Source organism: Azotobacter vinelandii CA, assembly GCF_000380335.1.
In the GTDB taxonomy this organism is placed as follows: domain Bacteria; phylum Pseudomonadota; class Gammaproteobacteria; order Pseudomonadales; family Pseudomonadaceae; genus Azotobacter; species Azotobacter vinelandii.
Window position 1 is genome coordinate 4,257,934 of the sequence record NC_021149.1, and the last position, 21,448, is coordinate 4,279,381.

The 21,448-nt window shown below is 64.6% G+C and carries 16 protein-coding genes, 2 tRNA genes and 2 rRNA genes; 2 read left to right on the forward strand and 18 right to left on the reverse strand.

The window, feature by feature from the left end:
• Window positions 1–269 precede the first annotated feature (269 nt).
• The 6 genes from AVCA_RS19220 to AVCA_RS19245 form a co-directional block, all read right to left on the reverse strand.
• Window positions 270–1,877 (reverse strand): MFS transporter, encoded by a 1,608-nt coding sequence (locus AVCA_RS19220; RefSeq protein ID WP_012702724.1) that lies wholly within the window; start codon window positions 1,875–1,877, stop codon window positions 270–272.
• A gap of 109 nt (window positions 1,878–1,986) precedes the next feature.
• Window positions 1,987–3,957 carry an amidohydrolase gene (locus AVCA_RS19225; RefSeq protein WP_012702725.1) on the reverse strand — a complete coding sequence of 657 codons (1,971 nt, stop codon included), beginning with the start codon at window positions 3,955–3,957 and terminating at the stop codon, window positions 1,987–1,989.
• A 14-nt stretch (window positions 3,958–3,971) separates the two neighbouring features.
• Entirely contained in the window at window positions 3,972–4,532 is a 561-nt protein-coding gene (locus AVCA_RS19230) for an antibiotic biosynthesis monooxygenase (RefSeq protein ID WP_175556041.1), read from the reverse strand.
• A 56-nt stretch (window positions 4,533–4,588) separates the two neighbouring features.
• On the reverse strand, window positions 4,589–5,242 hold the full coding sequence (locus AVCA_RS19235) for a hydrolase (RefSeq protein ID WP_012702727.1): 654 nt from the start codon (window positions 5,240–5,242) through the stop codon (window positions 4,589–4,591).
• Window positions 5,243–5,335: 93 nt separating this feature from the next.
• Window positions 5,336–6,292 carry a helix-turn-helix domain-containing protein gene (locus AVCA_RS19240; RefSeq protein ID WP_012702728.1) on the reverse strand — a complete coding sequence of 319 codons (957 nt, stop codon included), beginning with the start codon at window positions 6,290–6,292 and terminating at the stop codon, window positions 5,336–5,338.
• A 190-nt stretch (window positions 6,293–6,482) separates the two neighbouring features.
• Entirely contained in the window at window positions 6,483–7,694 is a 1,212-nt protein-coding gene (locus AVCA_RS19245; protein ID WP_012702729.1) for an RNA-guided endonuclease InsQ/TnpB family protein, read from the reverse strand.
• A 325-nt stretch (window positions 7,695–8,019) separates the two neighbouring features.
• On the opposite strand from AVCA_RS19245, the gene AVCA_RS19250 reads away from it, so the two are divergent.
• The gene (locus AVCA_RS19250; protein WP_012702730.1) at window positions 8,020–8,253 is read left to right on the forward strand and encodes a hypothetical protein; all 234 of its coding nucleotides are present in this window, start codon (window positions 8,020–8,022) and stop codon (window positions 8,251–8,253) included.
• 30 nt (window positions 8,254–8,283) lie between these two features.
• On the opposite strand, the gene otsA is transcribed toward AVCA_RS19250, so the two are convergent.
• Together otsA and otsB are read right to left on the reverse strand one after the other, a co-directional pair.
• Window positions 8,284–9,687, reverse strand: coding sequence for an alpha,alpha-trehalose-phosphate synthase (UDP-forming) (gene otsA / locus AVCA_RS19255; RefSeq protein ID WP_012702731.1), 1,404 nt, complete (start codon window positions 9,685–9,687; stop codon window positions 8,284–8,286).
• Complete coding sequence (gene otsB / locus AVCA_RS19260; protein ID WP_012702732.1) at window positions 9,684–10,445, reverse strand: trehalose-phosphatase; 762 nt, start codon at window positions 10,443–10,445, stop codon at window positions 9,684–9,686. Before otsB ends, otsA begins: the two co-directional genes overlap by 4 nt.
• A gap of 153 nt (window positions 10,446–10,598) precedes the next feature.
• On the opposite strand from otsB, the gene AVCA_RS19265 reads away from it, so the two are divergent.
• Window positions 10,599–11,117, forward strand: a complete 519-nt coding sequence (locus tag AVCA_RS19265; RefSeq protein WP_012702733.1) for a hypothetical protein — start codon at window positions 10,599–10,601, stop codon at window positions 11,115–11,117.
• 3 nt (window positions 11,118–11,120) lie between these two features.
• Here the strand turns inward: AVCA_RS19265 and rimI are convergent, their stop codons facing one another.
• The 10 genes from rimI to AVCA_RS19315 all read right to left on the reverse strand — a co-directional run bounded on the left by rimI (window position 11,121) and on the right by AVCA_RS19315 (window position 21,414).
• Window positions 11,121–11,573, reverse strand: a complete 453-nt coding sequence (rimI, locus tag AVCA_RS19270; RefSeq protein WP_041807402.1) for a ribosomal protein S18-alanine N-acetyltransferase — start codon at window positions 11,571–11,573, stop codon at window positions 11,121–11,123.
• Window positions 11,566–12,345, reverse strand: coding sequence for a hypothetical protein (locus tag AVCA_RS19275; RefSeq protein ID WP_012702735.1), 780 nt, complete (start codon window positions 12,343–12,345; stop codon window positions 11,566–11,568). Before AVCA_RS19275 ends, rimI begins: the two co-directional genes overlap by 8 nt.
• Window positions 12,342–13,892 (reverse strand): 2-isopropylmalate synthase, encoded by a 1,551-nt coding sequence (locus AVCA_RS19280; RefSeq protein WP_012702736.1) that lies wholly within the window; start codon window positions 13,890–13,892, stop codon window positions 12,342–12,344. Before AVCA_RS19280 ends, AVCA_RS19275 begins: the two co-directional genes overlap by 4 nt.
• 216 nt (window positions 13,893–14,108) lie before the next feature.
• Window positions 14,109–16,424 carry a PqiB family protein gene (locus AVCA_RS19285; protein ID WP_012702737.1) on the reverse strand — a complete coding sequence of 772 codons (2,316 nt, stop codon included), beginning with the start codon at window positions 16,422–16,424 and terminating at the stop codon, window positions 14,109–14,111.
• Window positions 16,417–17,040 carry a paraquat-inducible protein A gene (locus tag AVCA_RS19290; protein WP_012702738.1) on the reverse strand — a complete coding sequence of 208 codons (624 nt, stop codon included), beginning with the start codon at window positions 17,038–17,040 and terminating at the stop codon, window positions 16,417–16,419. The genes AVCA_RS19285 and AVCA_RS19290 overlap by 8 nt, the downstream gene beginning before the upstream one ends.
• A complete protein-coding gene (locus tag AVCA_RS19295; RefSeq protein WP_012702739.1) occupies window positions 17,027–17,686 on the reverse strand; it encodes a paraquat-inducible protein A in 660 nt (219 codons plus the stop codon). Before AVCA_RS19295 ends, AVCA_RS19290 begins: the two co-directional genes overlap by 14 nt.
• 117 nt (window positions 17,687–17,803) lie before the next feature.
• A 5S ribosomal RNA gene (gene rrf, locus AVCA_RS19300) occupies window positions 17,804–17,919 on the reverse strand.
• A gap of 161 nt (window positions 17,920–18,080) precedes the next feature.
• Window positions 18,081–20,972, reverse strand: a 23S ribosomal RNA gene (locus AVCA_RS19305).
• Between the two features lie 245 nt (window positions 20,973–21,217).
• A tRNA-Ala gene (locus AVCA_RS19310) sits at window positions 21,218–21,293 on the reverse strand.
• Between the two features lie 44 nt (window positions 21,294–21,337).
• Window positions 21,338–21,414: transfer RNA gene (locus AVCA_RS19315), tRNA-Ile, on the reverse strand.
• Window positions 21,415–21,448 lie beyond the last annotated feature (34 nt).

Here is a 21,448-nt window from a genome sequence, read left to right on the forward strand (position 1 = left end):
TGCGTTCATGCAACCATCCTTCTGGTTTTTTGATGTTGTCGTTGGCGAGCGCCCCTGGGCACCCGGCGCCTCCCGAAGGGCTGGGGATGCACCAGCAGGGCATCGCTGGCTCGGCCATGACGGCGCTCCCACGCGCGGCCTGCCGGAGTCAGGCAACGCCGGAGGATATTGGTTTCGTCGTTACGGGGTTTTGTCGGAGGCTCCCGGCGGCGACGGGCGCAAGCGAAGAAGCGCCCCGCTCCACCGACAGCGGCGGCCGCGCGGAAGGGTCATTTCCTGCCGGGATGCTCCGGGGCCAGCCGGCCTTTCAGGTAGTGCCGGATACGGATATCGATGCCCGGGGTCTGGAAGCGCCGGGCAGCCGCCTCGATTTTCAATTCGCCACGGGTCACCCGCTGATGATGGCGCAGGTGTTCCAGCCAGGATTCGTCGATGAAGAACTCCAGCCACTGGCGCGGATTCTCGCTGTCCTGCACCAGGCACCAGGAAATCGCCCCGTTGCGCCGGCGCATGCCACGCACCTCCTCCATCGCCTGCTGGAAGGCCGCCGCCCTGCGCGGGTCGATGTCGTATTCCAGGGTGACGACCACAGGCCCCCGCTCCCGGTCCAGGCCCTCGGCGAGGATCGGCGCCGGCCAGTGCAGCGAGGGCGCCAGATCCTCCGCCTCGGTGACCGGCAGGTGGAAGCGCAGGGCGACGAGCAGCCCCAGCGCCAGCAGCGCGGCGGCGCACAGCAGGGCGAAGGGGATTGACGCGCGGCTGGCGACCAGCCCCCACAGGGTGCCGCCGGCAGCCATGCTGCCGAAGAACACCAGGATGTAGACGGCCAGCGCGCGCGCCCGCACCCAGCCCGGCACCGAGGTCTGCGCCGCCACCTGCAGGCTGGACAGCACGGCGATCCAGGCCGCGCCACTGAGCAGCATCACCGGGACCAGCAGGTAGAGGTCGCGCAGCAGCGCCAGGGCGATCAGCACCAGCGCGTAGAGCAGGCTGGCCAGCAGCACCAGGCGGTCGCCACCCAGCCGCTCGTGCAGGCGCGGCAGGAAGGCGGCGCCGAGCACCGCGCCGATGCCGACGCAGCCGAGCAACAGGCCGAAGTCGGTGGCGCTGCCCTGCAGCTCGCCGCGCACGATCAGCGGCAGCAGCGACATGCCGGCGCTGGCGCCGAGGAAGAACGCCAGCGCGCGCACCAGCACCGCCTGCAGCGGCCGCGAGCTGCGGCTGTAGCGCCAGCCGGCGCGCAGCGCGCCGAACAGACGTTCGGCCGGCAGCACCGCGGGCTCCGTCTCGCGTCTCCAGGCCAGCAGCACGGCGATCACCGCGAAGAACGAGAGCGCGTTGAGGGCGAAGGTCAGCCAGGGACCGACCAGGCTGACCAGCACCCCGGCGATGGCCGGGCCGACCGCCCGCGCCAGGTTGACGCCGACGCTGGACAGCGCCACCGCCGCCGGCAGCTCATCCTTGTCCACCAGCTCCGGCGTGGTCGCACTCCAGGCCGGCATCATCAGCGCCGTGCCGATGCCCATGCACAGGGTCAGCGCCAGCAGCAGCCAGACGCTGGTCAGGCCGAGCAGGGTGAGCGCCGCCAGCAGCGTGGCCACCGTCGCCATCCACAGTTGCACGCCGAGCAGGTAGCGGCGCTTGTCGACGATGTCCGCCAGGGCACCGGCCGGCAGGGCCAGGAAGAACATCGGCAGGGAGCCGGCCACCTGCACCAGCGCCACGTTCAAAGGGCTGGCCGACAGCGTGGTCATCAGCCAGCCGGCACCGACCTCGTGCATCCAGGTGCCGATGTTCGAGGCGATGCTGGCCAGCCACAGCCAGCGGAAGGTCGTCTGGCGCAGCGGGCTCCAGGGCGAGGTGGCGGGTACGCTCATGGTCGGGCCGTCCTTTGCGGGGAATCCTGGAGTCAGGTATAGACGGTCGCGTGCAGGCGCACGCGCCATAGCAGAGGAAGCGAGCCGGAGGTTTCCGGCTCGCTGGCGCTCAGAAGGCGAAACAGGAGCAGCCCAGCGCGCCCCAGAAGCCCTGGTGGTCGCTGACCGGCACGTCGGAGAGGCGCGCCCGTTCGTGGTTGTGGGCGTGCACGGTGCAGGCGCCGGCGCACTGGTGCACCCGGGCGGCCAGCGGCGCGGCGGGTTTCCAGTGGCCGGGCACGCGGCTCACCGGCGACCAGTCCGGCAGCACCGGCGGGGTCGGCGGGTCGAGTTCGTCGAATTCGGCGGCGGCGTAGACCACCTTGCCGCCGACCACCGTCAGCACCGACTCGAGCCACTTGATCCGTTCTTCCTCGACGCTGAAATAGTCCGCCGACAAGGCCGCCAGGTCGGCGAACTGCCCCACCTTGATCTGCCCTTTCCTGCCCTGCTCGCTGGAGAACCAGGCGCTGCCGCGGGTGAACAACTCCAGCGCGGTTTCCCTGGACAGTCCCTGCGGGTAGAGCTGCGCGCCGCCGACGGTCTTGCCGCTGGCCAGCCAGTACAGCGCGGTCCAGGGGTTGTAGCTGGCCACCCGGGTGGCATCGGTGCCGGCGCCCACCGGCACGCCCTCGGAAAGCATGCGCTGGATCGGCGGGGTCTGCTCGGCGGCCCGCTTGCCGTAGCGGTCGACGAAGTATTCGCCCTGGAAGGCCATGCGATGCTGGATGGCGATGCCGCCGCCCAGGGCCCTGACCCGCTCGATGTTGCGCGGGCTGATGGTCTCGGCATGGTCGAAAAACCAGGGCAGGCCGGCGAAGGGAATGTCGCGGTCGACCTTCTCGAACACGTCGAGCATGCGCGAGATGGACTCGTCGTAGGTGGCGTGCAGGCGGAACGGCCAGCGCTGCTCGACCAGATGGCGGACCACCGGCTCCAGCTCCTGCTCCATGCTCGCCGGCAGGTCCGGGCGCGGTTCGAGGAAGTCCTCGAAGTCGGCGGCGGAGAACACCAGCATTTCGCCGGCGCCGTTGTGGCGGAAGAAATCGTTGCCCGCGCCGGGCTTGACCATCTTGCTCCAGTTCTGGAAATCGGCCAGCTCTTCCTTGGGCTTCTGGGTGAACAGGTTGTAGGCGATGCGCACGCTGAGCTGGTCGTCCTCGGCCAGCTTGCGGATCACCTCGTAATCCTCCGGGTAGTTCTGGAAGCCGCCGCCGGCGTCGATGGCGCTGGTCAGACCCAGGCGGTTGAGTTCGCGCATGAACTGGCGGGTCGAGTTGACCTGGTATTCCAGCGGCAGCTTCGGCCCCTTGGCCAGGGTGGCGTAGAGGATCATCGCGTTGGGACGGGCGATCAGCATGCCGGTGGGGTTGCCGCTGGCGTCGCGCTGGATCTCGCCGCCGGGCGGGTTGGGGGTGTCGCGGGTGTAGCCCACCACCTCGAGCGCGGCGCGGTTGAGCAGCGCGCGGTCGTAGAGGTGCAGGACGAACACCGGGGTATCCGGCGCCGCCCGGTTCAGTTCGTCGAGGGTCGGCATGCGTTTCTCGGCGAACTGGAATTCGGTCCAGCCGCCGACCACCCGCACCCACTGCGGCGCTGGCGTGCGCTCGGCCTGCTCCTTGAGCATGCGCAAGGCATCGGCCAGCGAGGGCACGCCTTCCCAGCGCAGCTCCAGGTTGTAGTTGAGCCCGCCACGGATCAGGTGCAGGTGCGAGTCGTTGAGGCCGGGGATCACGGTGCGTCGTTGCAGGTCGATCACCCGCGTGGCGGCGCCGCGCAGGGCCATGGCCTCGATGTCGCTGCCGACGGCGAGAAACCGGCCGTCCTTGACGGCCACGGCCGTGGCGCTGGGCTTGTCGCGGTCGACGGTATGGATGCGGCCATTGAAGAGGATCAGATCGGCGGTCATGGAACCCCCTGAAGTGGTGTCTTGGGTGGAGCCGGCGAAGGGCAGCGCGGACCAGAGCACGCCTGCCGCGCCCAGGAGCGAACCGGCGGCGAGGAACTGGCGGCGGCTGTGACGGGGTGGATCGTCGTGCATGGATTCCTCCCTAGTCAGTGGGCGTTCAGCCAGGCGGAAAACCAGCGGGTCACCGCCGGCATGAATAGATAGACCACCAGCAGCACGATGCTGAGGGTGATGAGGACGTTGCTCGGCAGGTAGCCGCCGAGCCAGGGCAGCGCCTCGAACAGCGGTTGCCAGAGCAGCGGCACCAGCAGGGACAGCGGCAGGATCGCCAGGAAGGAGACACAGGCCTGTTTCCAGCGCGGCGGCGGGTTCACGTCGCCCGGCGTGAACCAGAACTCGCGGCCGGGGCTGAGTTCCAGGCGGTCGCCGTCGGTGAGCAGAGGAGCGACCTCCTCGATCAGTCGGCGACGGTCGGCGGACTCCAGCCAGGCCTGCAACTGGCCGGTGCTGGCGAAGCGCAGGACGCAGGTGAAACGGCGCCGGTCGCCGTCCTGCTCACGCAGCACGTCGACACCGAGGTGGCCGGGATAGCCCTTGGCGACGTCCACGGTGCGGCGCAGCCAGCCTTCGTATTCCCGCTCCCGCCCTTCCCTGACCCGATGGCGGATGAGCAGGGTCACTATGCCCTCTGACGTCTCGGTGCTCATCGCTTCACTCCTGTGTCCCTGTGTCGCGCCGACCCGGCGAGGGCCGGCGCGGGCGCTCAGTGGCCTTCCGAGGCGTTGAACATGGTCTTGGCGTAGATCAGCCCCAAGCCATAGGCGCCGCCGTGGGCGATGGAGGTCCGCACCGTTTCGTCGTAGGTCTCGCCGCGCGCCCAGTCGCGCTGCAGTTCGAGCAGGTACTGGAGGGCGGTCATCGGCCGGGCCCCCTGCTGGATCATGCGCTGCATGGCGCGTTCGTGGGCCTCGTCCGAGACATCGCCGCAGGCATCGGCGATCACGTAGGCCTCGAAGCCCTGGTCCAGGGCGGACAGCACCGGACCGACGATGCACACCGAGGTCCACAGGCCGGCGAAGACGATCTTGTCCTTGCCGGCCCGGTTGACCTCGACCGCGATCCGCTCGTCCTCCCAGGTGTTCATGGTGGTCCGGTCGATCACCCTGTGCTCGGGGAACACGGAGCGGATCTCGTCGAAGATGGGGCCCGAGAAGCTCTTTTCCGCCACCGTCGTCAGGATGGCGGGAACCTTGAACTCCCTGGCGGCCTTGGCCACCAGGGCGACGTTGTTGCGCAGCGACACCGCATCGATCGACTTGGTGGCGAAGGACATCTGCGACTGGTGGTCGATCATGATCAGGGTGTGGTTGGCCGGGTCCAGCAAAGTCCGACCGGGAACGGCTTTCGCGGTAGTCATAACAGCCTCCAGCAAGGTTGGGGAGCATGACGATGTGGCAGGCGACCGGCCGGAGTCTTGTATCGATGTGCCGCCCTGGAAAGGATGTGCGGTTCATTTCGATGGACAGAGGTTACCTGCGGTGCCGGGAGGTACCATGACCGTCGATGCCACCGCGTGCGGCCTGCCCGTCCGATGGAAGCGCCTCCAATTGGAAGGTGCGGCCCCGGTCATCTTCTGGAAAACCCTGGAGAAGTGGGACTGGTCCGTGAAGCCGCAATCCAGGCCGATCCGCGAAAGGCTCATGGAGGTGTGCAGCATCAACTCCTTGGCCTTTTCCACCCGCATCTTCAGCAGCCACTCGTGGGGAGCCAGCCCCGTGCTCCGCTTGAATGCGCGAGAGAAGTAGGCCCGCGACAGGGAGCATTCCGCCGCCAGTTCGGCGATCGACAAGCCGTCGGCGAGATGCTCGGCGAGCATCTCCTTGGCTCGTCTCTCCTGCCAGGGAGCGAGGCCTCCCGGGATGTCCCGCAAGGGGCCGGTTTTCCCGTAGCGCGAACCGATGTGGGTACACATGGCCAGCATGACCTGATCGACGAAGAGCCGGTTCGCCTCGCCGGGCATGCTCAATGCCGGAACGAGCGCGAGCGACAGGTGATAGACGACGGGGTCGAGCGTTCCCTGCGCGCAGTCGAGGCTGCCGGGCGCACCGGCACCCGCCTCGCGGAAAGTCTCCTCCAGCGATGCCCGCGGAAGATTGAGGCGAAGGTTGTCATAGGGCGCCAGATGCTGGCACCGCACCTCGTCTCCGAGGTAGGCGATCGACATGCTTTCCCGGACATGACCGCCCTTGTACGCCAGGCGCTTGCCTCGCCACAGTCTGTGCGAGGCGAAATCCCGGAGCTGGACGATGATCGAAAAAGCGTCGGCGCAAGGGACCTCCAGAATCCTGGCCGGGTCCGGATCGGTGTCGCGGCTGCGCAGGATGGAGCCCTGGAGCCCGCCGAACGCCGGGGTGGCCGGACGGCTCATCGATGGGCCGTGTGGGATGGAATCGCCGATCTTGCGCATCTCTGTTCCCTCAGTTGAAGAGCGAATGGCCACCGTACATCGAGGTCGGCTTCGCCTCTGTGGCCAACCGGGCTCCTTTTCAGTCTTAGCCGATCCTGCCCGATCCCGGTGAACGTTCTTGACATCCTCCCCTCCCTCTCGCTGACGCTTGCCGCCCAAAAGACGAAAAGGAAGGGGATTCCTACCGTGTTCAGCCCACCCGGGCCGACTCACCTCGGCGGGTTCCTGCTGCTGGCGGCCTTACCACACCGCTCACTTCACAGGCGAACCGGGCGTGTCCCGCCCTTGACACATTGATCGCGCCGACCACATCGGCGTTTTCCTCGAAACCACACTCCACGCACTCGAACCGGGCCTGGCTCTGCCGGTTGTCCGCCGACACATGCCCGCAGCACGGGCAGGTGCGGCTGGTGTTCTGCGGCGGCACGGCAACGAGCCAGCCGCCGTTCCACGCCAGCTTGTAGTCCAGTTGGCGGCGGAACTCGAACCAGCCCTGGTCGAGGATGGATTTGTTCAGGTCGGACTTGGCCCGAACGTTTCTGCCCGGTACTTCGGTTGTGCCTGCCGCCGACCTGGACAGGTTCCGCACCGGCAAGTCCTCGATACACACCATCGCGTGGTTTTGGCTGATCGTGGTCGAGATCTTGTGCAGGTAGTCGCGGCGGGCATGGCCGATCCGGGAATGGATACGCTGGACGCGGGCTTTCGCCTTCTTCCAGTTGTTGCTGAACTTCTGCTTGCGGCTCATCGCCCGCTGCGCCTTGCGCAGTCGTTTCTCATGCTGCTTGAAGCTGTTGAGCGGTGCGTAGAACGTGCCGTCCGAGAGCGTGGCGAAGCGGGACACCCCCATGTCGATGCCGACCGCACCACCCTTCGGGATGGGTTGCGCCATCTTGCGCTCGGTCTGGATGGACACGAACCACTTGCCGCAACACTGGCTGACGGTGACGTTCTTCACCATGCCGGACACGTTCCGGCTGTTGCGATAACGCAGCCAGCCGAGCTTGGGCAGGAACAGGCGGCTATTTTCCTGGTTGAGCTTGATCTGCTTCGGGTCGGGATAGCGGAAGCTGTCGCGCCGGCCCTTCTTCTTGAAGCGCGGGAAGTCGGCCCGCTGGGCGAAGAAATTGGCGTAGGCCCGCTCCAGGTCCTTGAGTGCCTGTTGCAGCGGATGAACCGGTGCATCCGCCAGCCAGGCCGTCTCCGGATCATGCCGCCATTCCGTGAGCCGCTTGCACAGTCCGGCATAGCCGAGCCTCGATTCGCCCTGTTCGTAGCGTTCCTTTTGCCACGCCAATGCCTTGTTGAACACGAACCGGCACGAGCCAGCGAAGCGGCGCATCTGGCGCTGCTGTTCGCCGGTTGGCATCACTTCGAATTTGAAGGCTTGAAGTCGAAGCATGGAAAGGACTGTCTATCCGTACAGGCGCGAGTATAGGGCCGCTCCGCGCCCCGCGCTATCCTTCTCCGGCCTGAAGGCCGAGGCTTGCCGCGCACCGGGTCAAGTGGTATCGGCGGGCAAGGGCCCGACCGCCATGACGTCCCGTCGCGACAATTCGAAAAACGACCGAAGGCTCGGGAAAGATGCGGTAAGATTCGGCCGCCCCCCGTAGACGGCATGCAGCATCCCCACGATGCCTTCCCGACCCGCGAGCGAACGGCGCTCGCCCATACCGACGTACGCCGCGGGCCGGCTCCAGCGGAGCGCGGCGCGGCAGGATGAGTTGATGAACATGCGAAACAGACTGGAGGGCTTCAGCGCCCGCGAGGATGACCAGGAAGACTTCGACCTGGAGATCGCCCCGTCGCGTGCCGCCGCACCGGCGCGGCGCCGGAGCGGCAGCCTGGTGCTGCAGATCGCCCTCGGCGTCTGGCTCGGCGGCTTGGCGCTGATGCTCACCTGGTACGGCCTGGAGCTGCTGCTGCCGGAAGCAGCGAACCTGCACCTGCAACTGCGCTGAAACCCGCGCGCCGGATGCCGGCACGGGGATTCAGACGGCGGCACGGCTCGCCGTCACCACCCGGTGCCGGCCGAAGGTTCGCAGGTCGCGCAGAAAGTTGTCCCGCCAGGCGTTCAGGTCGGCGGCACGCAAGGCCCGCATCATGTCCTCGTAACGTTCCTTGCGCTCCTCCAGCGGCATGCGCAGGGCGCGGTCCATGGCCTCGGCCATGCCCAGGCAGTCGTAGGGGTTGACGATCAGCGCCGCGCCCAGCTCGTGGGCCGCGCCGGCGAAGCGCGACAGCACCAGCACGCCCGGATCGGCCGGATTCTGCGCGGCGACGTATTCCTTGGCCACCAGGTTCATGCCGTCGCGCAGCGGAGTGACCAGGCCGACGTTGGCGGTGCGGAACAGGCCCATCAGGGTGCGCCGCTCGAGGCTCTTGTTGAGATAGTGCAGCGGCATCCAGTCGAGATCGGCCAGACGTCCGTTGACATGCCCGGCCACGGTTTCCAGTTGCTTGCGGATGGCCCGGTAGGTCTTCACGTCGGTGCGCGAGGTCGGCGCGATCTGGATGAGTTCCACGTTGCGCCGGTGCTCGGGGTAATGTTCGAGGAACTGCTCGTAGGCCAGGAAGCGTTCCACCAGCCCCTTGGAGTAGTCCAGCCGGTCGACGCTGATGAGGGTCTTGCGCAGCTTGCCTTCGGCGGTCCGCCCGATCATGGGGCGACGGCCCCGGTAGGAGTCGGCCAAACGGCGGATATCGTCGGGCATGACGCCGATGGGATAGACGCCGGCGCGGAAGTTCCGCCCGCAGGCGGTCAGGCTGCCGTCGGTGCCGATGAGCCCGTCGAGTTCGCGGCAGACGTAGTCCTGAAAGGCCATGCGGTCGCTCTCGGTCTGGAAGCCGACCAGGTCGTAGTCGCAGAGGGTCTGGAACAGGTCCCTGTGCGGGGGCACCGCGGTGAGGACCTCCGTCGTCGGGAAGGGAATGTGCAGGAAGAAGCCGATGCGGTTGCCGATTCCCAGTTGGCGACAGGCGGCGGCGAAGGGAATCAGGTGGTAATCGTGGACCCAGAGGATATCGTCGGGACGCAGCAGGGGCTTGAGCTTCTCCGCCAGCATGGCGTTGACCCGCCGGTAGCCCAGGTACTCCTCGCGGCTGTAGCGCGCCAGATCGATGCGGTAGTGGAAGATCGGCCAGAGCGTGGCGTTGGAGAAGCCGCGGTAGTATTCGTTGTAGTCCGGCTTGCTGAGGCCCAGGGTGACGTAGGTGATATTGCCGGCGCTCTCGCAGGCAGTTTCCGGCTTCTGTCCGACCTCGCCGTTCCAGCCGAACCAGATGCCGCCATTCTGCCGCAACGCATCGTACACGCCCACGGCCAATCCCCCGGCAGCGATCTTGCCTTCGCGGATGGGAGCGACCCGATTGGAAATCACGACTAGACGGCTCATGGATAAACCTCCGGTTTGAGGGGCCGGACCAGAGCGTCCAGCCATTTTTCCACCGCCGAGACGGAGTCCAGCCGCTGTCGAGCGGCCGTCTCGCCCGGCCCTACCTTGAACGAATGCCCACCCAGGGCGTTGACCGCCTGGAAACCGGCCTCGTCGGTGAGGTCGTCGCCGATGAATACCGGCACCCGGCCGCCGAACGGCGGCTCGCGCATGAATTCGCGGATCACCTCCCCCTTGCTGGCGCCGCGCGGCTTGAGTTCGAACACGCACTTGCCCGGCTGCAGGGTCAGCAGCGCGGGGTAGCGGCGGATGAAGTCCTCGGCCAGGCCGCGCGCGACCGCCTCCAGTTCGGGCGCCAGACGGAAATGCAGCGCGAAGGCCAGTCCCTTGTTTTCCAGATGCAACCCGGGGTACCGGGCGCAGGCCTGGAACAGTTCGTCCCCGACCCGGCGCAGGGCCTCCCGATCCAGGTTCAGTTGCCGCAGCCGGCCGTCGGCGCCGCGGCGCTCGGCGCCGTGCACGCCGGCGGCCGGCAGGCGCAGCGGCTCGAACAACTGATCGAGATCCGCCAGCCGACGACCGGAGATCACGGCGACCGGTACTCCGACGGTCTGGAGCCGGCCAAGGGCGGCGAGTATGGCGGCGGGGATGAATACCAGCTCGGGACGGGGCTGTATTTCGGCAAGCGTTCCGTCCACATCGAAGAAGAAGGCGCAGCCTTGCAGGTCCTGCGCACAGGTGGGGCATTGACCGTTCATATGGATTGGGACCACCAACCGGCAGCTCAGTTTCGCTGGATGTGAATCGACGGCACAGGAGCCCCCATCATTGCCGGCCGGCGACCGGCCTGAATCATCCGCTGTCGCGCAGGTCACACCCTGCAAGAAGGCAGTCCCGGCAGGAGGTTTTCCATGAAACATCGCAAGCCCCGAGTCCAGGAAATAGACGACCTCGAAGATCGCATGGGCCCGCTGCAACCGCTGGACTTCGGCAGTCGCCAGGACGAGCGGCAGGGCCATGCCGGCGATCGGCGGCCGGCCGAGGAACTGCGGGAGGAATTCCCCCCGGAGCGGGTTCGCGAAGCCGGCACGAGCGGCGGCGAGACACCCGACGGGCACCCGACCATGGACGATGCGGACCCGGAGATCCTCATCCCCGAAGATGGCGCACGCTCGCCCAAAGAGCGCGGCCACGGCATCCCGGCGGACAGGGATCTGAGCATCGTCACCGCCGAGGGGATCGGCGCGGGCGCCGGCCTGGACGAGGCCGAGGAGGCCCGGCTCTTCCCTCTGGACGGCGAGCCCTGGGATGGCCGCACGGACGAAGCGTCCTCATCGGAAGAAGACGAGGAAGAGAACGAGGAGGTTCTTTCCGACGAGGAGCTCAGAGGCCCCGAGCCGCTGCAGTCGTCGCGCGACAGGGAGCCTTGAGGCTCAATCGAGCAGGGTGCAGACCATCACCAGGGCATCCTCGCGTCCGCCGGCGGTCGGGTAGTAGTCGCGCCGCCGGCCGACCTCGTTGAAACCGTAGCGCTCGTAGAGCCGGTAGGCGGCGCCGTTGCTGGCCCGCACCTCGAGAAAGCACTCCAGGGCCCGGCGCTCCCGCGCCCGCGTCATCAAGTACTCCAACAGCCGCAGGCCGAGCCCGCGCCCCTGGTTCTGCGGCTTGACGGTGATGTTCAGCAGGTGCGCCTCGTCAAGGATCACCTGGATCACGCCATGGCCAACCTGCTGGCCACCCTCGAACATCAGCCAGCATTCGTAGGACTTCAGGGCATCCTGGAAGATGCCGCGCGTCCAGGGATGGCTGAAGGCGGCGTATTCGATCTTCAGCACGGCATCCAGGTCCGCCTCGGTCATCGGGCGGAAGCTAATCGCATCACTCATTCGCGGACATCCAACGCATACGTACCCGGCGCATGGCGCGCCACAGCTCGGCCTTGCGGGCCGGCTCCTCCATCAGGGTTTCCAGGCCGGGCAGCGCCCAGAGCGGCGGCAGGCCTTCAACCTGCAGTTCGCGAAGGCAGGCATCGGCCTCGACCGCGGCGGCGAAACGCAGCGCCGGCAGGCCGACCAGCCACAGGCAGGCACAATCGCCCTCCTCCTCCAGCCGCGCGGCGACGAAGGTCTGCACGTATTCCAGCGCCGCCTGCGGCCCCTGATCCAGATTGCCGCCCCTGAACAGGGGCCAGCGTACCGGCTCGCCGAGCGTGCGCGGACTGTCCGCAAGCCCTGCGGCGCGCAGCAGGTCCCGGAGCAACAGATAGCCGGGGTCGCGGCTCTGGAAGGGTTCGCCGGTGGGCAGTTCGACCAGCAGGGCGCAGCGTCCGGCGCGCAGCAGTTGCAGGGCGAAGCGCGGTGGCGGCAACGAAGCGGCCTTGGGCGCGGCCGGCTCGACGATCGCCTCGCGGACGGCGGGCGCTTCGACGCGGGCAACGGGACGGGGAACCTCGATCTTCGCCCGCTCGACCGGCCGCGGGCGGGACGGCATCTCGGGCACGCCTCCGGGCTCCGGGTCCGTTCGCAGCGGCGTCGCCGGCTCGGGCGTTTCGAGCAGTTCCGGTCGCGACGGCGCGGCGAACGGCAGCGCCACTCGCGGCAGCCAACTGACCACCTGCATGGCGCCGAGGTAGGCGCGGCGGCGAGCCTCGTCGATCAAACGTCGGCCGCCTGCGGATGGGCCTTGGGCACGCCGGCCTGCATCAGGTTCAGCGCGTTGATATAGGCCTTGGCCGACGCCACCAGGATGTCGATGTCGGCGCCGTTGCCGTTGACGATGCGCCCGCTCTTCTCCAGGCGCACCGTGACTTCGCCCTGGGAATCGCTGCCTTCGGTGATGGCATTGACCGAGTAGAGCTGCAGGTTGGCCCGGGAAGCGGCGAGCGATTCGATGGCCTTGAAGATCGCGTCCACGGGCCCCGAGCCCTCGGCCGTCGCCTCCTGTTCGCAGCCGGCGACGGAGAGCAGCAGATGCGCCCGCGGCAACGCACCGCTCTTCGAAACGACCTCCAGGGAATGCAGCCGGAAGTGTTCCGGCGCCTCTTCGTCCTGAGCCTCGGAAACCAGCGCCTGCAGATCCTCGTCGAAGATTTCGTGCTTCTTGTCGGCCAGCGCCTTGAAGCGGGCGAAGGCCGCGTTCAACGCGGCTTCGTCGGCGAGCTGGATGCCCAGTTCCTCCAGGCGGGTACGGAAGGCGTTACGCCCGGAGTGCTTGCCCAGCACCATCTTGTTGGTGTGCCAGCCGACCGACTGCGCCGACATGATCTCGTAGGTCTCGCGGTGCTTGAGCACGCCGTCCTGATGGATGCCCGACTCGTGGGCGAAGGCGTTGGCACCGACGATGGCCTTGTTCGGCTGCACCGGGAAGCCGGTGATCCCGGAAACCAGTCGCGACGCGGCGAGGATGTGCGGCGTGTCGATGTTGGTGTGCACGCCGAGCAGGTCGTGACGGGTCTTGATGGCCATGACGATCTCTTCCAGCGCGGCGTTGCCGGCGCGTTCGCCGAGGCCGTTGATGGTGCATTCGACCTGGCGTGCCCCGGCCACCACGGCGGCCAGCGAGTTGGCCACGGCCAGTCCCAGATCGTTGTGGCAGTGCACCGAGAACACGGCCTTATCGGCGTTGGGAATACGCGCGAGCAGTTGGCCGATCATCTCGCCGTACTGGTGCGGAATGGCGTAGCCGACGGTGTCCGGGATGTTGATGGTGCGCGCGCCGGCATCGATGGCCGCCTCGATGATCCGGCAGAGGAAGTCGATTTCCGAACGGCCGGCATCCTCGCAGGAGAACTCCACGTCGGCACACAGGCCGCGCGCCTTCTTCACCGCCCGCACGGCCTGCTCGACCACCTGGTCGGGCTGCATGCGCAGCTTGTACTGCATGTGGATCGGGCTGGTGGCGATGAATGTGTGGATACGCCCGGAATTGGCGTTCGCCAGCGCCTCGGCGGCGCGCTCGATGTCCGCGTCCACGGCGCGCGCCAGGCTGCACACGGTGCTGTCCTTGATGCTCTCGGCGATCGCCTTGACCGCCTCGAAGTCTCCCGGGCTGGCAATGGCGAAGCCGGCCTCGATCACGTCCACCCGGAGCCGCTCCAGCGCCTTGGCGATGCGCAGCTTCTCCTCCTTGGTCATGGAGGCGCCGGGGCTCTGTTCGCCGTCGCGCAGGGTGGTGTCAAAGATGATGACACGGTCTTTGCTGCTCATTCACTGCTCCTCACGACCCCGTCCGGTGACGACGGGGCTCAGGCTTGTCGATGCTTGCCGTCGGGCAAGCCCATGGCGGAATTGTGGCCGGAAACGGAACAGGCGGAAAGCGCCGGGCCGAATCGGACTTCACGGCGATACGCCGATCGTCGGCGAAAACGACGAGGGGCCGCGATGCGGCCCCTCTCCTTCGTCGTTACGCATCGGGGTGCCGGATCACTTCCTCTCCTTTTCCAGAGCGATCTTCGGCGCCCATTGCAGCCATTCGCCGTCCGCTTCGGAGAATAGCGGGAAGGTCTGCCCCGGAAGCGCCGGCTTGCCCATCCGTTCGCCGTCGGGCGTGGCGAAGGCGATGCCGCCTTCGAGCAGGGTTTCCAGCGACTCGGTACGCAGTTGCGCCCCCTTGAGCAGGCTGAAATCGAAACCGAAGCCACTGGCGTTCCAGAAGCGGCTGCCACTGCGCACCAAAGGCGCATAGCGCGGTTCGATGAGAATGCCGATCAGCACCCGGTCGGCGTTCGGCCCCAGTTCGAATCCGGTGACCTTGCCGACCGTCACCTCGCGGTAGGTGACCGGTACGCCCGCCTTGAGCGAACCGCGCCGCGGCGAACTGAGCACCAGCCGAAGGCCGGGCTCCGGCTTGGCGGCGCTTTCCGGCGCGCGCGACAGGGCGACGAAACTCGTCTGCCGGGAGGACTTGCCGGCATCCGGCCGCACCTCGATGTAGGGGCCGCTGATCAGGGTATCCAGGTTGGCGGTACGCATCAGGCCGAGTTCGGGCCTGACCACCCAGAACTGGCTGCCGACACGGGCGATGCGCTCGGCTGCCTGGGTGATCCGGGCGCGGAGCAGGACCGATTGCAGGTCGTCGCTCAGTTCGACCCCTTCCACCTTGCCGACATCCAGCCCCTTGTAGCGGATCGGCGTGCCGGCTTTCAGCCCGTCACCGCTGTCGACGCGGATCTGCAGCTCCAGCCCGGCCTGCAGGGCGGTCTCGCGATCGGCGTGCAGGGCGTAGCGCGGAATCCGCCGCGTGTTGGCGGACGCCTCGGGATCGGGAGTTTCGAAAGCGATGCCGCCGGCCAGCAAGGTCTGCAGGGACTCGCTCTTCACCTCGATTCCGGACAGACCACCGCTCAAGGTGACGCCACTGGCATTCCAGAAGCGCGTCGAGCTGTTCACCAGACTGGCGTATTCCGGCTCGATGTGCACGCCCAGCAGCACACGGCGGCGATTGCGGGACAACTGGAAACTCTGCACCGAACCGACCTTGATCTGCCGGTAGAGCACCGGACTACCGATATCCAGCGAACCGAGGGTATCGCTGGTCAGCACCAAGTGCAGACCGGGAGCGCCGAGATCCATGGGCGGCGCCTTGCTGCGGGCAACGAAGGAACGCCTGACCGACGCCCCCTTCTCGCCCGGACGCATGCCGATGTAATTGCCCTTCACCAGCGCTTCGAGGCCGGTGACCCCGCCCAGGGAGATGGAGGGCTTGACCACCCAGAAATCGGCACCCTCGACCAGGAAATCTTCGGCCAGCGGATCCAGAGTCAGCTCGGCCATGGCGCGGGAAAGACCGGGCTCGATCTGCAAGGTTTTCAGGATGCCGACCTGGATGCCTTTGTACACCACCGGGGTGCGCCCGGCCTGGAGTCCCTCGAAGTCGCTCAGCTCGAGCATGACCTTGATACCGGTCTGGGCCGCGTCGAAATTGTCATAGAGACGAAACGGCAGGCGCGGATCGGTGGGCGGGCTGTCCTTGCGGTTCTCCGGCGTGGCGAAGGCAATGCCGCCCGCCACGATGCTGGCCAGGGACTCGGTATGGAATTTGACCCCGCCGAGTCCGGCATCGACCGTGATTCCACTGGCATTCCAGAAGCGCGTGTGCTTGCGTACCAGATGGGCATAGGCCGGCTCGACGAAGATCCTGATCTCCACGGTACTCAGATCCTCGGCCAGTTGGTAGCTCTTTACCCGGCCGACCTGGATCTGCTTGTAAAACACGGGACTGTCTCGATTCAACGAGCCCAGCCGCTCGGCTTTCAGGGTGATATGCAATCCCGGCGTGCTGTCCGGCAGGGGTGGTTCTTCGGACAGAGCGGTGAACTTCTTGTTCGGCTCGCCATCTCCAGGGCTGACCGCTATGTAGTTCCCGGAAACCAAGGTTTCCAGACCGGTGATGCCAGCCAGGGAAACCCGTGGCTTGACCAGCCAGAAGCGTGTATTGCTGCGCAGGTAGGACTCGACGTCCTTGTTCATCTCCAGCGTGGCGATCACCCCAGTGTTCGAGCCTTCGTCGTCCAGGGTAAGACCTACGACCTTGCCGACCGGCATACCCTTGTAGATCACCTCGGTCTTGTTGATCTGGATACCTTCGCCGCTGGTGAAGCGCACCTGAACTTCGATGCCGGCCTGGTCGTAGGCGCGCCAGGCAAGCCAGGAGCCGATCAGCAAGGCGATCAACGGCAACACCCAGATCGCCGACCAGGTAGAGGCCGGACGGGTCCTCGCCTCGGGCAAGTCATTCATGGTCATCGTCGGACTCCGTGTTGTCCCAAATCAAACGTGGATCGAAGGTGGTAGCCGCCAGCATGGTCAGAATCACCACAGTGGCAAAGGCCACGGCTCCCAGGTTCGGCTCGACCCTGGCCAGGGTGCCGAAGTTGACCACGGCCACCAGAGTGGCGATGACGAAAATATCCAGCATCGACCAGCGGCCGATCCACTCGATGAAGCGGAACATGAGGATGCGCTGGCGGGCGGAAAGCGCCTGGTGGCGCTGCACGGAAATCAGCAGCAAGGCGATACCGACCAGTTTGAAGGTCGGCACCAGAATGCTCGCCACGAACACTACCAGCGCCACGGGCAGGGAGCCCATTTGCACCAGAGCGACCACACCGGACATGATGGTATCCGGCTCACCCTTGCCAAGGGCGCTGACGGTCATGATGGGCAGCAGATTGGCCGGGATGTACAGGATTGCGGCAGTCAACAGGAGTGCCCAGGTACGCCCCAGGCTGTTCGGATGGCGCGCATGGACCCGAGCGCCGCAGCGAACGCATTGCAGCCCATCGTGGTTCTCCTCGCGGCGGTTGAGCTGATGGCACTCGGGACAGACCAGAATGCCTGCATCAATGGCTCGCATGCGCCCTCCCCCGGGACAAGGCTTCCCATACCTGGTGCGGAGACATGGTGATCTCAAGCCAGACCTGCACCAGCAGAAGGCAGATGAAACAGGCCAATCCCGTTCCAACCGCCAGATCGGCCAGTGAAAGCAGCTTGACGATCGAAACCAGGATGCCCATGAAATAAACCTCCAGCATTCCCCATTCGCGCAGATGGTGGTAGATGCGATACAGCAGCAGACCATAACCACGCCCCACATCCCAACGTATGCTCAGCAAGACGACCAGTTGGCAGAGCAGCTTGAGCAACGGTATTCCCATGCTGCAGAGGAAGACGACCACCGCAATGCCCTGCAGATCGCTTTCATAGAGCGCGGCGACGGCGCTCCATACAGTGTCCTCGGTCGTCTGGCCCAGAAGGCGAAGCTGTAGGATCGGCAGGAAGTTGGCCGGCACATAGAGCAACAAGGCGGCGATGACCAGGGCCAGGCTGCGCCCCAGCATATGGGGCTGGTAGCTGAACAACTCGAAACCACAGCGGGGACATTCGGCGCGCTCGCTCGGCGCGAGTTCAGGCTTGAGCATCAGCAGGTCGCACTCATGGCAGGCGACCAGTTTGTCCAGGGAAAGCTCCCCCAAGTCATGGGATCGACTCGAATCATGCATGGCAACTGCTCGGGTGAAACGGCCGTCCATTCTAAACGAGCGGGACGGGTTCGTAGAGAGCCAGGGCCAAGCAAAAACCCCCGGACCGATGACTCGGTCCGGGGGTTCGCAAAAGGCGCTTGACGATGACCTACTCTCACATGGGGAAACCCCACACTACCATCGGCGATGCGTCGTTTCACTGCTGAGTTCGGGATGGGATCAGGTGGTTCCAACGCTCTATGATCGTCAAGCAATTCGGTTGCCGCCGTGTCGATGACACGACAGCCAATCGGGTAGGTGATAGCGGTAGCCTGTTTCCGGCAGCGTGCGGTCCAGCCAAATCTTCGGCCTGTCGGCTGCGCCCTCTCCGTGCCGCCCCGCTGGGGCTGGCAACAGATTGTTTGGGCGTTATATGGTCAAGCCTCACGGGCCATTAGTATGGGTTAGCTCAACGCCTCACAACGCTTACACACCCCACCTATCAACGTCGTAGTCTGCGACGGCCCTTCAGGGAGCTCGAGGCTCCAGTGAGATCTCATCTCGAGGCGAGTTTCCCGCTTAGATGCTTTCAGCGGTTATCTCTTCCGAACGTAGCTACCCGGCAGTGCCACTGGCGTGACAACCGGAACACCAGAGGTTCGTCCAACCCGGTCCTCTCGTACTAAGGTCAGCCCCTCTCAAATCTCAAACGTCCACGGCAGATAGGGACCGAACTGTCTCACGACGTTCTAAACCCAGCTCGCGTACCACTTTAAATGGCGAACAGCCATACCCTTGGGACCGGCTTCAGCCCCAGGATGTGATGAGCCGACATCGAGGTGCCAAACACCGCCGTCGATATGAACTCTTGGGCGGTATCAGCCTGTTATCCCCGGAGTACCTTTTATCCGTTGAGCGATGGCCCTTCCATACAGAACCACCGGATCACTAAGACCTACTTTCGTACCTGCTCGACGTGTCTGTCTCGCAGTCAAGCGCGCTTTTGCCTTTATACTCTGCGCGTGATTTCCGACCACGCTGAGCGCACCTTCGTACTCCTCCGTTACGCTTTGGGAGGAGACCGCCCCAGTCAAACTGCCCACCATACACTGTCCTCGATCCGGATGACGGACCGGAGTTAGAACCTCAAGCATGCCAGGGTGGTATTTCAAGGATGGCTCCATGGGAACTGGCGTCCCCACTTCAAAGCCTCCCACCTATCCTACACAAGCAGGCTCAAAGTCCAGTGCAAAGCTACAGTAAAGGTTCACGGGGTCTTTCCGTCTAGCCGCGGATACACTGCATCTTCACAGCGATTTCAATTTCACTGAGTCTCGGGTGGAGACAGCGCCGCCATCGTTACGCCATTCGTGCAGGTCGGAACTTACCCGACAAGGAATTTCGCTACCTTAGGACCGTTATAGTTACGGCCGCCGTTTACCGGGGCTTCGATCAAGAGCTTCGCTTGCGCTAACCCCATCAATTAACCTTCCGGCACCGGGCAGGCGTCACACCCTATACGTCCACTTTCGTGTTTGCAGAGTGCTGTGTTTTTAATAAACAGTCGCAGCGGCCTGGTATCTTCGACCGGCATGGGCTTACGGAGTAAATCCTTGACCCTCACCGGCGCACCTTCTCCCGAAGTTACGGTGCCATTTTGCCTAGTTCCTTCACCCGAGTTCTCTCAAGCGCCTTGGTATTCTCTACCCGACCACCTGTGTCGGTTTGGGGTACGGTTCCTGGTTACCTGAAGCTTAGAGGCTTTTCTTGGAAGCAGGGCATCAACCACTTCGCCTTCGTAAAGGAAGGCTCGTCATCGGTTCTCGACCTTGACCACCCGGATTTGCCTGAGTGATCGGCCTACCGCCTTAAACTTGGACAACCAACGCCAAGCTGGCCTAGCCTTCTCCGTCCCCCCATCGCAGCAACCAGAAGTACGGGAATATTAACCCGTTTCCCATCGACTACGCTTTTCAGCCTCGCCTTAGGGGCCGACTCACCCTGCGTCGATTAACGTTGCGCAGGAACCCTTGGTCTTTCGGCGTGGATGTTTTTCACACCCATTGTCGTTACTCATGTCAGCATTCGCACTTCTGATACCTCCAGCAAGCCTCTCGACTCACCTTCACAGGCGTACAGAACGCTCCTCTACCGCGCATCTTGCGATGCACCCGTAGCTTCGGTGCCTGGTTTGAGCCCCGTTACATCTTCCGCGCAGGCCGACTCGACTAGTGAGCTATTACGCTTTCTTTAAAGGGTGGCTGCTTCTAAGCCAACCTCCTAGCTGTCTAAGCCTTCCCACATCGTTTCCCACTTAACCAGGACTTTGGGACCTTAGCTGACGGTCTGGGTTGTTTCCCTTTTCACGACGGACGTTAGCACCCGCCGTGTGTCTCCCGTGCTGGCACTTGCCGGTATTCGGAGTTTGCATCGGTTTGGTAAGTCGGGATGACCCCCTAGCCGAAACAGTGCTCTACCCCCGGCAGTGATACACGAGGCGCTACCTAAATAGCTTTCGAGGAGAACCAGCTATCTCCGAGCTTGATTAGCCTTTCACTCCGATCCACAAGTCATCCGCTACCTTTTCAACGGGAGTCGGTTCGGTCCTCCAGTCAGTGTTACCTAACCTTCAACCTGCTCATGGATAGATCGCCCGGTTTCGGGTCTATACCCAGCGACTTGGCGCCCTATTAAGACTCGCTTTCGCTACGCCTCCCCTATACGGTTAAGCTTGCCACTGAATATAAGTCGCTGACCCATTATACAAAAGGTACGCAGTCACCCAACGAAGTGGGCTCCCACTGCTTGTACGCATACGGTTTCAGGTTCTATTTCACTCCCCTCTCCGGGGTTCTTTTCGCCTTTCCCTCACGGTACTGGTTCACTATCGGTCAGTCAGGAGTATTTAGCCTTGGAGGATGGTCCCCCCATGTTCAGACAACGTTTCACGTGCGCCGTCCTACTCGATTTCATTGACCAGGGACTTTCGTGTACGGGGCTATCACCCGCTACGGCGGCACTTTCCAGAGCCTTCCACTAATCCCAAGCCAACTTAAGGGCTGCTCCCCGTTCGCTCGCCACTACTAAGGGAATCTCGGTTGATTTCTGTTCCTCAGGGTACTTAGATGTTTCAGTTCCCCTGGTTCGCCTCTTGCCCCTATGGATTCAGGACAAGATACCCGGCTTGTGCCGGGTGGGTTTCCCCATTCAGAGATCGCCGGATCACGGGCCGTTTGCCGCCTCCCCGACGCTTATCGCAGGCTACCACGTCTTTCATCGCCTCTGACTGCCAAGGCATCCACCGTATGCGCTTCTTCACTTGACCATATAACCCCAAGCAATCTGTGGCCTCGCGGCCGTGCCTGGCTGGTGTGAAGACGACATTTGCCGAACATTTGCGCTTGAACTCGCACATTTGCCTTGACCACGCCGATCGCAGTGAAACAATCGACGCGTCGTACTTCTATCACATACCCGAATTGTTAAAGAACGGTTCTGGCGCAAAGACCAGAAATCAGCATTCGCCCTATGGGAAATGCTCATTTCTAAGCTTTCAGCGATGGTGGTGGGTGGTGGAGCCAAGGAGGATCGAACTCCTGACCTCCTGCGTGCAAAGCAGGCGCTCTCCCAGCTGAGCTATGGCCCCTCTTGCCTTGCGCGAGGTCGACACCGGCCACGACCCTTGACAATTGGTGGGTCTGGGCAGATTCGAACTGCCGACCTCACCCTTATCAGGGGTGCGCTCTAACCAACTGAGCTACAGACCCAATCGTCTCACTCTCGGGTCTAGACCCAATCGCT

What these genes read in the sequence shown, in the direction of transcription:
- AVCA_RS19295 (WP_012702739.1), bottom strand. Translation starts at nt 17,686, where the DNA reads ATGCATGATTCGAGTCGATCCCATGACTTGGGGGAGCTTTCCCTGGAC.
- AVCA_RS19250 (WP_012702730.1), top strand. Translation starts at nt 8,020, where the DNA reads ATGAACATGCGAAACAGACTGGAGGGCTTCAGCGCCCGCGAGGATGAC.
- AVCA_RS19220 (WP_012702724.1), bottom strand. Translation starts at nt 1,877, where the DNA reads ATGAGCGTACCCGCCACCTCGCCCTGGAGCCCGCTGCGCCAGACGACC.
- rimI (WP_041807402.1), bottom strand. Translation starts at nt 11,573, where the DNA reads ATGAGTGATGCGATTAGCTTCCGCCCGATGACCGAGGCGGACCTGGAT.
- AVCA_RS19245 (WP_012702729.1), bottom strand. Translation starts at nt 7,694, where the DNA reads ATGCTTCGACTTCAAGCCTTCAAATTCGAAGTGATGCCAACCGGCGAA.
- AVCA_RS19280 (WP_012702736.1), bottom strand. Translation starts at nt 13,892, where the DNA reads ATGAGCAGCAAAGACCGTGTCATCATCTTTGACACCACCCTGCGCGAC.
- AVCA_RS19225 (WP_012702725.1), bottom strand. Translation starts at nt 3,957, where the DNA reads ATGCACGACGATCCACCCCGTCACAGCCGCCGCCAGTTCCTCGCCGCC.
- otsA (WP_012702731.1), bottom strand. Translation starts at nt 9,687, where the DNA reads ATGAGCCGTCTAGTCGTGATTTCCAATCGGGTCGCTCCCATCCGCGAA.
- otsB (WP_012702732.1), bottom strand. Translation starts at nt 10,445, where the DNA reads ATGAACGGTCAATGCCCCACCTGTGCGCAGGACCTGCAAGGCTGCGCC.
- AVCA_RS19290 (WP_012702738.1), bottom strand. Translation starts at nt 17,040, where the DNA reads ATGCGAGCCATTGATGCAGGCATTCTGGTCTGTCCCGAGTGCCATCAG.
- AVCA_RS19265 (WP_012702733.1), top strand. Translation starts at nt 10,599, where the DNA reads ATGAAACATCGCAAGCCCCGAGTCCAGGAAATAGACGACCTCGAAGAT.
- AVCA_RS19235 (WP_012702727.1), bottom strand. Translation starts at nt 5,242, where the DNA reads ATGACTACCGCGAAAGCCGTTCCCGGTCGGACTTTGCTGGACCCGGCC.
- AVCA_RS19240 (WP_012702728.1), bottom strand. Translation starts at nt 6,292, where the DNA reads ATGCGCAAGATCGGCGATTCCATCCCACACGGCCCATCGATGAGCCGT.
- AVCA_RS19285 (WP_012702737.1), bottom strand. Translation starts at nt 16,424, where the DNA reads ATGAATGACTTGCCCGAGGCGAGGACCCGTCCGGCCTCTACCTGGTCG.
- AVCA_RS19230 (WP_175556041.1), bottom strand. Translation starts at nt 4,532, where the DNA reads ATGAGCACCGAGACGTCAGAGGGCATAGTGACCCTGCTCATCCGCCAT.